12 protein-coding genes are annotated in these 14792 nt (G+C 45.6%); 9 read left to right on the top strand and 3 right to left on the bottom strand.

Annotated elements, in window-relative coordinates; translation table 11 throughout:
* Positions 1-88 precede the first annotated feature (88 nt).
* From L0659_RS08680 to L0659_RS08660, 5 genes are all read left to right on the top strand, one after another.
* Complete coding sequence (locus tag L0659_RS08680) at positions 89-1609, top strand: lipopolysaccharide biosynthesis protein (protein WP_235125457.1); 1521 nt, start codon at positions 89-91, stop codon at positions 1607-1609.
* 41 nt (positions 1610-1650) lie between these two features.
* Positions 1651-2265: a methyltransferase domain-containing protein gene (locus tag L0659_RS08675; RefSeq protein ID WP_235125456.1), complete on the top strand. Its 615-nt coding sequence runs from the start codon at positions 1651-1653 to the stop codon at positions 2263-2265.
* The gene (locus L0659_RS08670) at positions 2265-3167 is read left to right on the top strand and encodes a glycosyltransferase (RefSeq protein ID WP_235125455.1); all 903 of its coding nucleotides are present in this window, start codon (positions 2265-2267) and stop codon (positions 3165-3167) included. The genes L0659_RS08675 and L0659_RS08670 overlap by 1 nt, the downstream gene beginning before the upstream one ends.
* Before the next feature lie 84 nt (positions 3168-3251).
* The gene (locus L0659_RS08665; RefSeq protein ID WP_310590691.1) at positions 3252-3989 is read left to right on the top strand and encodes an FkbM family methyltransferase; all 738 of its coding nucleotides are present in this window, start codon (positions 3252-3254) and stop codon (positions 3987-3989) included.
* A gap of 158 nt (positions 3990-4147) precedes the next feature.
* The gene (locus L0659_RS08660) at positions 4148-4648 is read left to right on the top strand and encodes an ORF6N domain-containing protein (RefSeq protein ID WP_235125453.1); all 501 of its coding nucleotides are present in this window, start codon (positions 4148-4150) and stop codon (positions 4646-4648) included.
* A 5-nt stretch (positions 4649-4653) separates the two neighbouring features.
* Here L0659_RS08660 and L0659_RS08655 read toward each other — a convergent pair whose 3' ends face one another.
* Positions 4654-5562, bottom strand: coding sequence for a class I SAM-dependent methyltransferase (locus L0659_RS08655; RefSeq protein WP_235125452.1), 909 nt, complete (start codon positions 5560-5562; stop codon positions 4654-4656).
* 135 nt (positions 5563-5697) lie between these two features.
* Between L0659_RS08655 and L0659_RS08650 the strand changes: the two genes are divergently transcribed.
* The 4 genes from L0659_RS08650 to L0659_RS08635 all read left to right on the top strand — a co-directional run bounded on the left by L0659_RS08650 (position 5698) and on the right by L0659_RS08635 (position 12429).
* On the top strand, positions 5698-6951 hold the full coding sequence (locus L0659_RS08650; protein ID WP_235125451.1) for a glycosyltransferase family 4 protein: 1254 nt from the start codon (positions 5698-5700) through the stop codon (positions 6949-6951).
* Positions 6944-7720 carry a glycosyltransferase family 2 protein gene (locus tag L0659_RS08645; RefSeq protein ID WP_235125450.1) on the top strand — a complete coding sequence of 259 codons (777 nt, stop codon included), beginning with the start codon at positions 6944-6946 and terminating at the stop codon, positions 7718-7720. The genes L0659_RS08650 and L0659_RS08645 overlap by 8 nt, the downstream gene beginning before the upstream one ends.
* A 215-nt stretch (positions 7721-7935) precedes the next feature.
* Positions 7936-11025: a TonB-dependent receptor gene (locus L0659_RS08640; RefSeq protein ID WP_235125449.1), complete on the top strand. Its 3090-nt coding sequence runs from the start codon at positions 7936-7938 to the stop codon at positions 11023-11025.
* A gap of 30 nt (positions 11026-11055) precedes the next feature.
* The gene (locus L0659_RS08635; protein ID WP_235125448.1) at positions 11056-12429 is read left to right on the top strand and encodes a RagB/SusD family nutrient uptake outer membrane protein; all 1374 of its coding nucleotides are present in this window, start codon (positions 11056-11058) and stop codon (positions 12427-12429) included.
* A gap of 100 nt (positions 12430-12529) precedes the next feature.
* Here the strand turns inward: L0659_RS08635 and L0659_RS08630 are convergent, their stop codons facing one another.
* Positions 12530-13834 carry a DUF4302 domain-containing protein gene (locus tag L0659_RS08630; protein WP_235125445.1) on the bottom strand — a complete coding sequence of 435 codons (1305 nt, stop codon included), beginning with the start codon at positions 13832-13834 and terminating at the stop codon, positions 12530-12532.
* A gap of 22 nt (positions 13835-13856) precedes the next feature.
* Positions 13857-14783, bottom strand: a complete 927-nt coding sequence (locus L0659_RS08625; protein WP_235125443.1) for a putative zinc-binding metallopeptidase — start codon at positions 14781-14783, stop codon at positions 13857-13859.
* Positions 14784-14792: the final 9 nt, after the last annotated feature.

The following is a 14792-nucleotide window of genomic DNA, read 5'->3' as shown; positions in this document are numbered from 1 at the left end:
TAAACATTGGGAGGAACTAATCGGCCGGCACGGTTAGGCTATCTTCTGGTTTTTGTCTTAATTTCGCCTAGTTAATCATTGCACCTTCATGGGGATAATTGTACGTCAGGGTTTTAAAAGTTCAATCGTTTCTTACGTTGGGGTTGTCATCGGCATTTTCAACATCCTGATCCTCTACAACCAGTTTCTGACCCAGGAACAATTGGGTTTGTACGCTTCCACCCTGCTGACTTTCCCTGTTATTTATATGTCTTTTGCCCTCTTGGGCGTTCCGTCCGTTGCCGTGCGCTTTCACAGCCGGTTCCAGGACCACGAGTCCCGAAGGCAGCTTTTTACATTTATTATCATTACCCCGCTCGTAGGCCTGGCGGCTTTTGTGGCGCTATATCTGCTTTTCAAGCCCCTTTACCTCAAATTTTACCTTGACCATTCTCCGATGCTGGTCAAGTATTACTACGTTTTTATCCCGCTGACCGTCGGAATGGTTTATCTGCTGGCGTTGGAATCTTATTCCCGAATTAATCTGCGCATTGCGGTCCCATCGCTGATCCGCGAGGTTGGATTGCGGCTGTTCAACAGCGCGGTGGTGATTATGTTTGGTTACAAAATCATCACTTTCGACACGATGGTGAACCTCACCGTGCTAAGCTACGGACTCGCCATCGCTGCCATGCTGATCTATCTGCACTTCCAAAAACGCCTTTATACCAGGCTGGATTTTGGTTTTGTAAAGCATCCGGCGTTTAAGGAAATGTATCGTTACGGACTTTGGGTTTTGCTGGGCGGAGCCAGTGCCGCATTGCTGCCGCATATTGAAAAAGTCCTGTTACCTGCATTCAAAGGGGGCTTAGGCAGCACTGCGATTTTTGACATTGCCTCGCGCATTGCATTAGTGATTTCAATTCCCAGGAATGCCATTGTCATGATCAGCGCGCCCATTATTTCAGAAGCATATACGCGGAACGACATTGCGCACATTGATACCATCTATAAAAAATCCTCCCTTAACCTCTTCATTATCGGCTCATTCCTATTCCTGGGGATATGGACCAACATTGATGCTATTTTTGGTATTATTCCAAAATCAGAAATTTACTCGCAAGGCAAATGGGTGGTGTTAATGGTCGGCATTTCACGCATCGCAGATATGATGACGGGGCTGAACACGGAAATCCTGACCAACTCAAAATATTATCGCTACGACATTGTTTTCATGTTGTTTTTCACGATCCTGATTTTATTCAGCAGCCAGTTCCTGATCCCGCGATACGGCTTCAATGGGGCAGCTGCGGCGGCGCTGTTTTCTACGGTCGTTTATAATTTTGTCAAACTGTTTTTCATCAGACAAAAACTTGGTATACAACCCTTTACACTGGGAACATTCAAGGTAATATTGTTGGGGACTGTTGCCTACCTGGTCGCTCACTACATGCCGTTTCCCGAATCTGATGACCTGATTTCCACCGTAATGATCATTCTGGCCCGTTCGGTTATTGTAACAGTGATTTTTGGGGGCGGAATCCTGCTCTGGAATGTATCGGAGGACATTTCAGTGGGCTTCGGAAGTGGCTGGAAATTAATTAAGACAACTATTCTGAGGATAAAATAAGAGACCGCTATCTTTGAAGCATTAAAACAGATCCATTTCTGATGTCGTTAAAGGAAAAAATCATTGCAGGCGTTCTCAAACAGCCATATAGTCTATATCAATTGACAACGTATGATCCGGCCAAACCGGTTAATATGGTAGTCGGTTCCATGTATTCACTTTACAAAGGCTGGATTCACTCTGATATTGAGACGCTTAACCTGTTGAAAGAAAGCGATTGGAAAAAATATTTTACCGAAAATTCAATTGACAAAATCCTGGCCGAGCACGTTTGGGAACATTTGACACTTGAAGAGGGACAGCTTGCATTCAAACATTGCCATACTTATCTCAAACCCGGTGGTTTTCTGCGCGTTGCAGTTCCGGATGGTTTCAATCCGAGCGAAGAATACATTAATTATGTGAAGCCCGGCGGCACCGGAAACGGGGCAGATGATCATAAGTTGCTTTATAATTATCAGATCATGTCGCAATCGCTTGAAAATGTTGGCTTTACCGTCAAACCCCTTGAATATTTTGACGAAGAAGGCCAGTTTCATAAGTCGCCCTGGAAACCCGAAGATGGCATGATCAGGCGCTCGGCCGACCACGACAGCCGCAATGCAGGCGGGAAACTGGGTTATACATCTTTGATAATCGATGCTTTTAAAAGCTAATGAGTTTGCCCGCCAGCCTTGCCCCTATCGTTTTGTTTTGCTTTAATCGGCCTGCACATTTACGGCAAACGATTCAGGCGCTGCAACAGAATATGCTGGCAAAGGAAAGCGAGCTGATCATTTATTCAGACGGGCCTAGGAACCAGTCGGACGAGCTATTAATTGCAGAAGTAAGGAGTTATTTAGCCTCAATCAGTGGTTTTCAAAGCATTAAGATCATTCAATCCGAGACAAATCACGGCCTTGCAGCCTCTGTTATCAAAGGTGTGACCGAAGTGCTGAATGGGTTCGGAAAAGTGATCGTGCTGGAAGATGACATGCTCTGTGCACCGGATTTTTTGGTTTTCATGAATGAGGCATTAACCGCCTATGAGTCTCGGAAAGACATATTTTCAGTAACCGCTTACGGCCCACCGATCTCTTTCCCAGCACATTATAAAGCGGATCTTTACCTCGCACCGCGCGCGAGCTCGTGGGGCTGGGGAACATGGTTAAGCAAGTGGAATAAGGCAGACTGGAACGTTACTGCACTCCCGGAGCTGGAAAAGGACAGAAATAAAAGAGATCAATTCAAATCGGGCGGTGAAGATCTTTGGCCCATGCTGGTAAAGCAGCAACGAAAAGTGATCGATTCCTGGGCGATCCGCTGGACTTACAGCCAGTTTTTGAACGATGCATACGGCGTTTATCCGGTGCATTCGAAGATCAGGAACATTGGCACAGACGGCAGCGGGACGAATTTCACGTTCAAAACGGGTTACTATGGTTCAGAAATGAGCGACAGCAAAATCCGGATTGATCCAAACATTACGCCCGACCATCAAGTCATTCAAGCATTTGCGGATTATTACAAACTTCCGCTCGCATTAAAGATCAAGAACCGGATCAAATACCGGATCTGACGAAACAGAAATTATATGTACTGGCTGCGCTATTTACTGAAAGAACCTTTTAACGCCTTGCGGAACTCGACAAACCGTGAGTTTATGGGTTTGCTGTTAAAATATGGCAACAGTCGCAGACATACGCGTACGCAGGTTGAGTTTGGGAATTTCAAACTGACGGTGCCTGATACAATGTCATTTCTCTGGCAGCATAAGGAGATTTTTGCTGATGAATTTTACTTTTTTGAATCAAAAAACCCTGAGCCTGTCATTTTCGATTGCGGTGCCAATGTTGGGATGAGTGTTTTGTATTTCAAAAAGCTGTTTCCAAAAGCGCGCATCACGGCGTTTGAAGCAGAGCCTGAAATTGCCGCATTGCTTCAAAGCAATCTCAGAAATAACAACATTAGCGATGTCCGAATCGTTGATAAGGCCGTTTGGCAGGATGATCAGGGCATTTGGTTTGGGAGCGAATCAGCGGATTCTTCTTCTATTTATTCCAATGCAGAAAAGAAAAAAATCGCCTCGATCCGCCTAAAAGACTTCCTATTAGCAGAAAGCCATATAGATTTTCTCAAAATCGACATAGAAGGTGCTGAAAAAGAAGTCCTCAATGACTGCCGCAACGCGCTCGGCCACGTTCAAAACCTCTTCGTAGAATTCCACTCGTACATCGGCAATCCGCAAGGGCTAGCCGAAATCATCCAAATCTTCGAAGAAAACGGCTTCCGCTACTACATCGACACCAACCAGCACCGTCTAAAACCCTTCACAAATCACCGCTACCGAGGCAATGACATAATGGATTTGCAGCTGAATGTTTTCGGCTGGCGCAAGTGAGGCTGATCAAAATGGTTAGAATTTTCGCTGAAAACTTGAGATCACAATTTGTGATCTCAAGTTTTATAAAAAGCATCAGAAAATTTTTCGGTTTTTTTCGTGACCAATCCTGAAGGCCCGCGTAATGTATACAATGACTAAAAAACAATTGTATGCATATGGAAATATCACTCATCCAAAGTAAAGTTCTTTCGATACGCGGACAAAGGGTCTTGCTTGACTCTGATCTTGCCGCATTATATCAGGTTGAGAATAAAGCGTTGAAGCAAGCGGTCAGACGAAATCTTTCCCGATTTCCACCGGACTTTATGTTCGAACTGACCAGTGAAGAACTGGAAAACTTGAGGTCACAAATTGTGACCTCAAGTTTTGGAGGCAATAGATATTTGCCGTTTGCATTCACCGAACAAGGCGTTGCTATGTTGTCGAGTGTGTTGCGAAGCGAAAAAGCTGTTCAGATGAATATTATGATCATGCGGGCATTTGTGATGATAAGGCAATATCACGTAGACTATAAAGATATCACCGATAGGCTTGACAGCTTAGAGAAAGAAATGAATGTCAAATTCAGTGATGTAAACGATGCATTGAATTTTTTGATCAGTCCAGACGGCCGCCGGAGAGCTTTAATAGGTTTTAATCGAGAAGAGGCTGAGTAGTTAACCTACCTCGCATAAGGGTTCGGTGGAAAGATGTGCACTTGGAAACCTTCTCTCTCCATCGCTTCCATTACTTTTTGTGAGGGTAACTTCTTGAAAATTACGGCGCATAGAACTTGTGAGGGCATGAGCGAGAATTTGGTCAGGAAGTTGTGCAATGCCAGTTTCCGTTTGATTTTGCGGAACGCGGGGGACGAATCGTCGGCTTTGTCTTTGGCGTAGGATGGATGGTAATAGTTGTTGTTGATGCCTTTGAATGCGACGGCCGGCAGGCCCATTCCGTTCGCCAGTTTATCCATTTCCCGCTCCGAAAGCTTGAAAACGTAATTTCCAACTTCCTCAAACGAATAGCGGTTCTTCCAATATTTCTGCAAAAGTTTGGTGTCAAAACGATCGAAAATGTTCCTTAATGCTAATAAAAACGGCATTTTAGAAATGGGATCGTGTGGCTCTACGAGGATAATGGCTTCTCTAGCTACGCGTAACATTTCATAAACGCCCAGATACGGCCGCGGAAAATGGTGATACGCCTCTTTGCAAAAAATATAATCGTAAGAATCATCAGCAAAGCTTAGCTTCTCAACATTCTCAATAGAATAATGATCAAAAAAGCCCCTGGCTTGCGACAATGGCAGAAATGTGCCTGAAATGTCCGTTGCAGTTGTATCCAGGCCCTGGCGGAAAAAATAGTTGGCGTCGAAACCGTACCCATCGCCAATGGTTAGCCAGGATTTTTTTTCCGAAGTAAAAGGTGTCGTCAGTTCGAGTTGCCGGCGATGGATCCAGTGATTGATCGTTTTGTGCTGCTCATCGTATTCCCAGTTCTCAATAGCCTTATCTTTTGCCTCCTGAGTAGCATACTGCACCTCATACCAACCCGAATGCGCCTCATGGCTCTGCTTTTCCGTAGACATTTTACCTTGATTACTATTTTTTGATAAAGATACTTTTAAGCATAAAATTTATTTAACCACAGAACTATTTAATTTTACCCTTTCAGAATCGCAGGGCATTCAATTCTTAAAATTTCCAATCAACGATCGCAGTCAATGGTGCTTCACCTCAGTAATTTTCACCTGGAAGGAGGAGCAGGAGTGGCGGCCACGCGATTGCACCGGGCATTGTTGAAATCAGGGGCTGAATCGAGGTTATTGGTGCCGAATCTGTCGGCCGAAGAGCCCGGGGTTGCCGGACTTTCAAACACAGCACTGCAATCCAAACTGGCCTGGGCCCGGTTTGTTGGCGAACGGCTTTATTTTTATCCACAAGAGAAGAACGCATCCGTGCGATTTGCCTTTTCCCCGGCTGAAATCGGGGCCGACATTAGCACAAATCGCTGGGTTCAGGAAGCTGATATCATTCATTTACACTGGATTAACTTCGGGTTTTTGTCCCTGGATTCATTGGATCAGCTTTTTTCACTGGGAAAACCAATTGTTTGGACGTTACACGATATGTGGACGTTTACAGGCGGATGTCATTACAGTCGCGGCTGCGAAAATTTCCTTACGCATTGCCATTATTGCCCATATCTTGCTAAACCAGACGCATACGACATTTCGTTTCAGCAATTTGAAAGAAAACAGTCCATTTATAAGAATGCACAAATGGCACTGGTTTCTCCAAGCCAATGGCTGAATGATCTGGTAAAAAGAGCAGCATTGACACAGCAAATCAGATCGCTCAACATTCCTAATTGCATTGATACTGAACTCTTCAGGCCGTATGATAAGCTTACCATAAGAGGAAAACTCAACCTGCCCGAATCAAAAAAGCTCATCCTTTTTGCGGGTGCAAACATTGCTGATCCACGGAAAGGTTTTACTTTTTTCAAACAGGGTTTGGAAAAAACAGGCTTGCTGGCCAACGAAATTGAAATATTGGTCCTCGGAAAGGCTAATCCGGAAATGATGGCTTCGTTTCCTGTTCCGGTGCATTATTTAGGGAAAATTTCAGATCCGAATGCTATGGCCGAAGCCTATAATGCTGCTGATATGATCGTGGTGCCTTCTCTGGAAGACAATTTGCCTAACACCATTATGGAAGCCATGTCCTGCGGAACGCCTGCTGTGGGATTTGCAACAGGCGGAATCCCTGAAATGATTGACCACCAGACAAATGGATACATTGCATTGCAAGGCTCGGCGCAGTCACTTGCGGAAGGAATTGAGTGGGTTTTGAATAATGGACACAATGCCGGATTACCCGAAAGAGCGCGTGCAAAAGTCCTGGAAACTTACAGCGAAACCATTGTAGCAGCTCAATATCAACAATTATATCAGGAACTGCTCGCGCATGAATAACTCCCCGCTGCTCACGATCATCACGATCACGTACAACGCTGAACAGTTTCTCGAACGCACCCTTCAAAGTGCCCAACATGCGCTGAACAACATTACCAATCGGGAAGCTGTGGAATACCTGATTATCGACGGAAAATCCAAAGACAACACGCTGCAAATCGCTGAACGATATCCGTTTATATCAAAAATAGTTTCAGAACCCGACCGTGGTCTGTACGATGCGATGAACAAAGGGCTTGCGCTTGCCCGGGGAAAATATGTTTGGTTTTTGAATGCTGGCGATGAAATTTTCGACCCTAATGTCTTGAAAACCCTATTTTCAGCATTTGAGTCAGATGCGGATGTTTATTACAGCGATGCCATGCTCGTTCGTGAAAATGGCGATGAAGTGGGTTTGCGAAGTGAATTTACGCCACATTCGCTGCCAAACGATCTGAAATGGCAGGACTTTGCGTTAGGGATGAAAGTTTGCCACCAGGCATTTATTGCGAAAAGGTCCATTGCCCCTACATATGACATTGACAATCTCAGCGCAGACATTGACTGGGAAATTGAATGTTTGAAAAAATCCGGCAGTCCATACTATATAAAATCTCCTCTTTGCCGCTATCTCATAGGCGGAGTTTCCATTCAAAATCACCGCCGCTCCCTGATCGACCGGTTTAAAGTTTTACACAAACATTTCGGTCTGATTCCATCCATTTTCAACCACCTCCGGATTTTCTGGAGAGGAGTAATTTTTTCGCGGACGCACGGCAAGTATTGGTAGGAATATTATAATTTTTATATTTGTAGCCTCTACTCCGAAACATACTCCGTTCCACAGCGCAAGATTATTACCATGTGCACAATGCTAGTGTCGGCGCTGTGTGCCTCCATGCATTGTAAACATTACTCCTGGAATGGCTTTTACAAAATTTTGTTATCAGGCCGAAAACAATATATTTGTTTTAGTGAATTTTGAATTAACCAAATCTAGCAATTATGAAAAAAGTTCTGCTATTAGCAATGTTTTGCTTGCTTAGCACATGGATCTCCGCCTATGGGCAGAGTGTTCAAGTCACTGGAAAAGTTACAACGGATAATGACTCATCTCCGTTGCCAGGCGCCACTGTGCAAGTCAAGGGTTCTACGGTTGGGACGCAGACGGACGCCGACGGGAATTACAGCATCAGTGCTCCTTCATCAACATCTGTCCTTATTTTCAGCTTTGTGGGTATGACGGCCCAGGAAGTGACTGTTGGAAGCCAGAGCGTTATTGACGTAAAAATGTCGAGTGATACGCGTAGTCTGAGTGAGGTGGTGGTAACAGGTTTTGGATCGCAGATCAAGCGTGACCTTACCGGAAACATTGCCCAGGTGAAAGGAACGGAAATTCAAAATATGCCTGTTGCGAGTGTGGATGCTGCCTTGCAAGGCCGCGCGGCTGGCGTTTATGTCAATAGTGGATCGGGAAAGCTGGGACAGGCGATCAATGTGCGTATCCGCGGAAATTCTTCTATCAGCGCAAGTAGCCAGCCGCTTTATGTGGTGGATGGGATGCCTATCACAACTTCCGACCAGAGCAACAGCGATGGCGGAGCGACGAACCCATTGTCTGATATCAATTCAAATGACATTGAGTCTATTGAAATCCTGAAAGACGCTTCTGCGGGTGCTATATATGGTTCCCGTGCTGCAAACGGGGTTGTTTTGATCACAACAAAACGTGGTAAGGCCGGAAAAACGAATGTCAGCATCAATTACCAGCTTGGAACCTCTGAGGCCACACGACGTGTGAATTTTTTGAATGCAGAACAATACGTGAAGTTCTACACTGCTGCTGCATTAAACAGTGACCGCATTGATGAAATTGAGCCTAGCGATCCCGAATCAAGCACGGCGTATTTCCTGGACCGCCTGGATTATTACAGTTTGGGAACGGCCAACACACCTCAGCAAAAGGATTATCCCTGGCAGGATCAGGCATTCAATAAAGGTGCTATGCAACAGCTTGACTTTCAGCTAAATGGTGGCAGCGAGAAAACGAAATTTTTTCTTTCGGGTCAATATTTGGATCAAAAAGGGACTATTATCGGCAATGAGCTGGACAGGCTTTCGACCCGCATGAACCTGGATCATCAGGCATATAACTGGTTGCAGATCGGATTATCGATGGGTTTGGCGAGAACAGTAAACAAGCGCTTGCCGGGAGATAACTCATTCTCCAATCCGCTGCAAATGGCCGCATTAACGCCCTTGACGCCATTTACAGATCCGGAAACGGGCCTGCCTATTGGAACACCTCCCGGGGATGTGAACCTGCCTCTGTATTTCAATCCAATGATCTCGATCAATTATGCGAGCTTTACGGCGACCTCGTTCCGTAACCTGACCAATGCTTATGCGCAGATCAACCTTTTGCCTGCGCTGAAATTCCGCAGTGAGTTGGGTATTGACTTGTTAAACCAGAATGAAGAAAGCTATTATCAAAGCCAGAACATCCGGAATATCGATCAGGCGACAAATGGCTTGGGAGAGAACTTTGGAACATTTGTAACGAACTATAATACCAACAACTTTCTGAGCTTCGATAAAACCTTTGGTGTGCATGCATTAAATGCAACGCTGGGGATGTCGTATCAGCAATCACAAACAAAGATAAGCTCGACTGCCGGAACGCAATTCCCTTCCAATTCTTACAAGAAAATCGCCAGTGCTGCTACCAAGTCGGACGGAAGTTCCAGCGAGACCAATTACCGTTTCCTTTCTTATTTCCTGCGTTTGAACTACAAATTTTCGGAAAAATATTTGTTTGCTGCCAGCGCGCGTATTGACGGATCTTCCAGATTTGGTGCCAACTCCCGCTACGGATTTTTCCCTTCCGTATCCGCCGGCTGGGTTTTGACAGAGGAATCTTTCCTGAAAAACAACACTACGCTGAGCTTTCTTAAACTGAGGGGAAGCTATGGAACAACAGGAAACTCTGAAATAGGCGACTTTCCGCAGCTGGGACTGTTCGCGGGAGATGCGGGTTATGCAGGTGCTGCCGGTCAGCGCCCATCTCAGCTTGCTAACCCTAACTTGAAATGGGAAACCACGAATCAGGCAGATTTCGGTCTTGATTTTGGATTATTTAACAACCGTATCAATGGTGAAATTGATTACTATGTGAAGAAAACCAATGGTTTGTTGCTCGAAGTCAATGTGCCTGCTACTTCGGGTTTCGCTGTACGGGTGGATAATGTTGGTAAGCTTGAAAACAAGGGAGTTGAATTTGTTTTAAACACCCAAAACATTGTCGGTAAGTTCAAATGGAATACTTCGCTCAACATTGCTAACAACAAAAACAAGGTTACCGACATCCAGGGACAAATTATCGAAGGCGGTATCCGCAGCATGAGCCGCGTGATGGAAGGTCAGCCGGTGGGTGTGTTTTACACTGTTGAATATGCAGGAGTCGACAGAGCCAACGGGGATGCGCTCTTTTATAAAAATACGGAGGAAAATGGGGTAATTGACAGATCCACTGTCTCGAACTACAACAGCGCGCGCCGTGTAGTTGCAGGAAATCCAAACCCAAAATTCGTTGGCGGGATCACGAATACATTCTCCTTCAAAGGATTTGACCTGAATGTATTCTTCAATGGTGTTGCCGGGAACAAGATCAACTTCTACGGTGTAGGCCAGTATTCTTCTGCCAATGGTATTTATGAGGACAACCAGACAGCCGACCAGCTCGATGCATGGACTGCCGAGAATCCAGACACTGACATTCCGGAAGCACGTTTTTACAAAGGAAATGGTAACCAGGCTTCCTCACGCTACATTTATGACGGTTCATATCTGCGTTTGAGATCCATGACATTGGGCTATAACCTGCCATCCAGTGTAACGAACCGCCTGAAAATGGACCGTGTGCGCCTGTATGTTTCTGCTATGAACCTGGCAACATTTACCAATTACAAAGGATGGGATCCGGAAGTTAATACCGATGACATTTCCGAAAGGGACTTGAAATTTGCGCTTGGAAACGACTTTTACACAGCTCCGCAGCCACGGACGATACTGTTCGGCGTGAACATCGGCTTCTAATCGTATTTCCGGTCATTAAATTGAAAAATCATGAAAAAGAAAATCTTCATATATAGTGTAGCGCTGGCTACGGGATTGTTTTTTACGAGTGCCTGTAATAGTAAGCTGGATGTTGATCCAACCCAGAGCATTGACGAAACGGACGCATTGAGCACGTCAAAGGACGTAGAAGTTACGCTCATCGGCTGCTATGATGCAATCCAGGATGTGGATGTTTATGGTGGCGCATTTCAGTATTCGTCTGAGCTTCTCGGGAATAATGATGAAATCGCTTTCGGCGGAACATTTCAAAATATGCTCGAGATCTCGGAAAAGCAGCTGACGACAGTCAACCTGGCGGCTGAATTGACCTGGCGTGATTCATATGTGGCAATAAACCGCTGCAACAACGTTTTGTCTGCATTGGACATTGTGGATGAAGAGAAACGTGCCCGCATTGAGGGTGAGGCAAGATTTATTCGCGGATCCGTTTATTTCGACCTGGTGAGGTTATACGCCAAAACCTGGGGCGATGGTGATAACGCAGCAAACCTGGGCGTTCCGCTGGTGCTGGAACCAACCCGTGTGGTTACGGACGAGAATAAGCTCGCCCGTAACTCGGTTGCAGAAGTGTATGCACAAGTTTTGGAAGACCTTAATGCTGCGAAATCGCTACTGCCGGAAACCAACACCATTTACGCTAACAAATATGCTGCTTCGGCCCAGCTTTCACGCGTTTACCTGCAACAAAGCAACTTTGCCCAGGCACGTGCAGAGGCTAATGCTGTAATTGAATCGGGAGCATACAGCCTCAACAGCACATTTGAATCATTGTTTTATACATTTATCAACAATGGCGGTGCCAATCCGAGAGAATACATTTTCTCTATTATCGTAACCTCGCAGGATGGAACGAACGACCTGAACACATTCTTCGGGACAACGATTGATGACATTCCGGGAACAGGCGGTCGCGGCGACATCCGTATCCTGGCTAAACACAGAGCTCTATACGAAGCCGGGGATAAGCGTGGTGCATTCTTTCTGACGCCAAACAATACTTACACGCAAAAGCACCTGGACAACCTGGGCAACGTGTTGCAGTTCCGTCTGGGCGAAATGTATCTGACGCGTGCCGAAGCTAACTTCCGCCTCGGAACGGTTGTAGGCGCGACGCCGTTGGCTGACATGAACCGCATTCGCGTGAGAGCGGGCCTGAAAGCTGCTACCGCAGTAACATTGCCATCGATCCTGAAAGAACGTCACCTGGAACTTGCATTTGAAGGTTTGGCACTGCACGACGCGAAACGTAACAAGCAAAACATCGGCACGATCCCTTACAACTCACCGAGGCTCATTTTCCCGATCCCGCAACGTGAAATCGATGTGAACAAAAAGCTGGTTCAGAATGAAGGTTATAATTAAGCGGATATTCAGCTGACATTAAGATCTTTGAGATAACAAAAAAACCACTCCGTTATGGTAGTGGTTTTTTTGTGCTTTTAGACCAATTTATTCAATGTATTTACTGCCAGTTGATCCAGGACTTAGCATCCTTTGCACTGACCATATCATACGTTGTTGAAGAAGTTTGGATAAGATAATATCCGCTCGGCTCATAAAGCAACTTGGCAGTTTCTACTGCTGGGCCTGTTGTAGGAACTTTGCCGAACGTTCCTGCATCACGGAAAATGATACGGCCATCGCTGGCAAAAGTCGGTGTAGCGGGCGCAAAACCGTAAATAAGCCTTAGCGCATCATCTTCGAAAAATATTGGACCGAAAAGGTCAAAAGTTGCACCATATCCGGGCTGATAAATGACAAATGCATATTGTGCTTCGTCCACTTTCAAATCTTGCACTTTGAATGCATCATCGACACCATTCACATGAAATCCTTGCAGTGAACGCCAGTCGCCACCGGATTCAATCGGCTCCTGCCACCATCTTCTGGAAGCTGCCAGATCCACCGACAGCGGCTTAATCGCGCTTACCACTGTCCCTTTTAATCCACCGGCCGTAACCCCTACCTGAACAGCATTGGCATTCCAGGTGATATTTGTAAAGCCGGTGATGGTTTGCGAACCGTTCACCAATGGCGAGGCGAATGCTACGCCGGCCTCTGTAAAGTAATAATTGGTTGTAAAAACCTTTGGTATGCTTCCATCCAGCCAGGTCATTTTGATGGTGCGCGTGCTTGGGCTTAATGTGATTTCATAAGTTACATTTCCCAAAGTGACCCGTTTGAAATATGCCAGGTATTTGGTGATGTTATTGAACAAAACTCCTTTTGCCAAATTGCCAGCGGCGTAAGATGCGGCCTGGGCCTGTGTTGCTTTGGTGAGGATCAATCTGCTATTATTTTTCCGGCCAACAAGCGTGATCGACTCAGCTTTTACCGAATCAGGGAAGATGCTGAACTCGAAGTCGGACAGCAGTCCTTCGCCTCGCACGCCGCCATTCACTTCCTCATCCGGATCAGAAAGAATGTGCAGATAAGAATAAGTGTCAAAGATCAGCACCGGCGTTTGCACTGCTTTTAACCGGTAACTGCTTTCCTTTGGCTTGGCAGCGGATTCGTCTGAAAAATCCGAGAACATGGTCACACGGTTCTTTTCATCGAATTTAAAATGAAAACCATAAGTCCCGCCACCGCCAGGGTAAACGACGGCATTCCAGCCATTAGGAGCTTCTACCAGTTGCTTTTCGTATGACGCAATGGCCGCATTTAACCGTGCATCGGCTGTTTCTTCAAAAAGCGTGTCATCGCTACTTTCACAAGCAGTAAGAAAGGCGCACAAAAACAGCAGATATAAAATGGAGTTTTTCATCCGAAAATATTTTGAAATACAATTAAAAAAGCTTGTTCATTGATCCCCTAACCCCGTTTTGCAGGCTGTAAAAGTCAATTTTCCAGGTGTTTTTGTAATAAGCAACCACAATTGCTTCTTTTTGTCTTAATGCCGCTTGCGCCTGCTCTCTGGTTGTTCCACGGGGACTCGTGCCTTCGGGAATAGAATTGACGATTTTATCAAAACCTGCCTTTCCTTCCGTCAACATCATTGCGATCATTTCTACAAAATCCTCGTCAAAATTCAATGAACTGTAAGCCGTAATAAACCCGTCCCGGCGCGCATCCGTATCCGACCAGTTGATCCAGTTACCGCCTTGATACAATGCTTTGGAAATCGCTTTGTATTCAACCGGATAGAGCACAGTCTGGTGCAGAATATGACCAAATTCGTGATGGATAGTATGTAAAAACCAGTCTTTTACGAAAGACGAATCCCGCGCAGCATCGTACCCGGCCATTCCTTTTATCTTGAACAGATTAACCCCAAACAGGACGACCTTACGCCCACCCTCAGCCGTTCCCAGCGTGATCGATCCTTCGGCATTGTACTCGTTACTGCCTGAGAGGATGAAGAATTTTGGCGAAAATTTGTTGTAAAAAACTTTCCCGGCTTCCTGCACGTAAGGAACGGTCCACGCTTTTTTGATGGTGCTCAGCAACGGGATAACCTGTGATTCATCCGGTGGAACGAGCGTTTTGGTGATGTTACCAAATTCAAACTGGTCCCATTTGTACTTGGCTGAGATGTTATAAGGCGTTACAAGGCTGTCCAGGATCCATTTATCAACTGGCCCCTGCACCCATTCGTCACCTCCAAGGCCGGGAATGTCTTCCACCTCCCCTATCTCTTCCTCCTTACAGCCGCTTAGTCCGATGGACAGGAACATTGCTGCGAAGAATATTTTATGTAATTGTTTCATCATCATATCATTAAA

Origin of the sequence: Dyadobacter sp. CY347, assembly GCF_021502655.1 — a bacterium.
Classification (GTDB): domain Bacteria; phylum Bacteroidota; class Bacteroidia; order Cytophagales; family Spirosomataceae; genus Dyadobacter.
The sequence above is the reverse complement of the archived record's forward strand: the minus strand, read 5'-3'. Positions and strand labels throughout refer to the sequence as shown.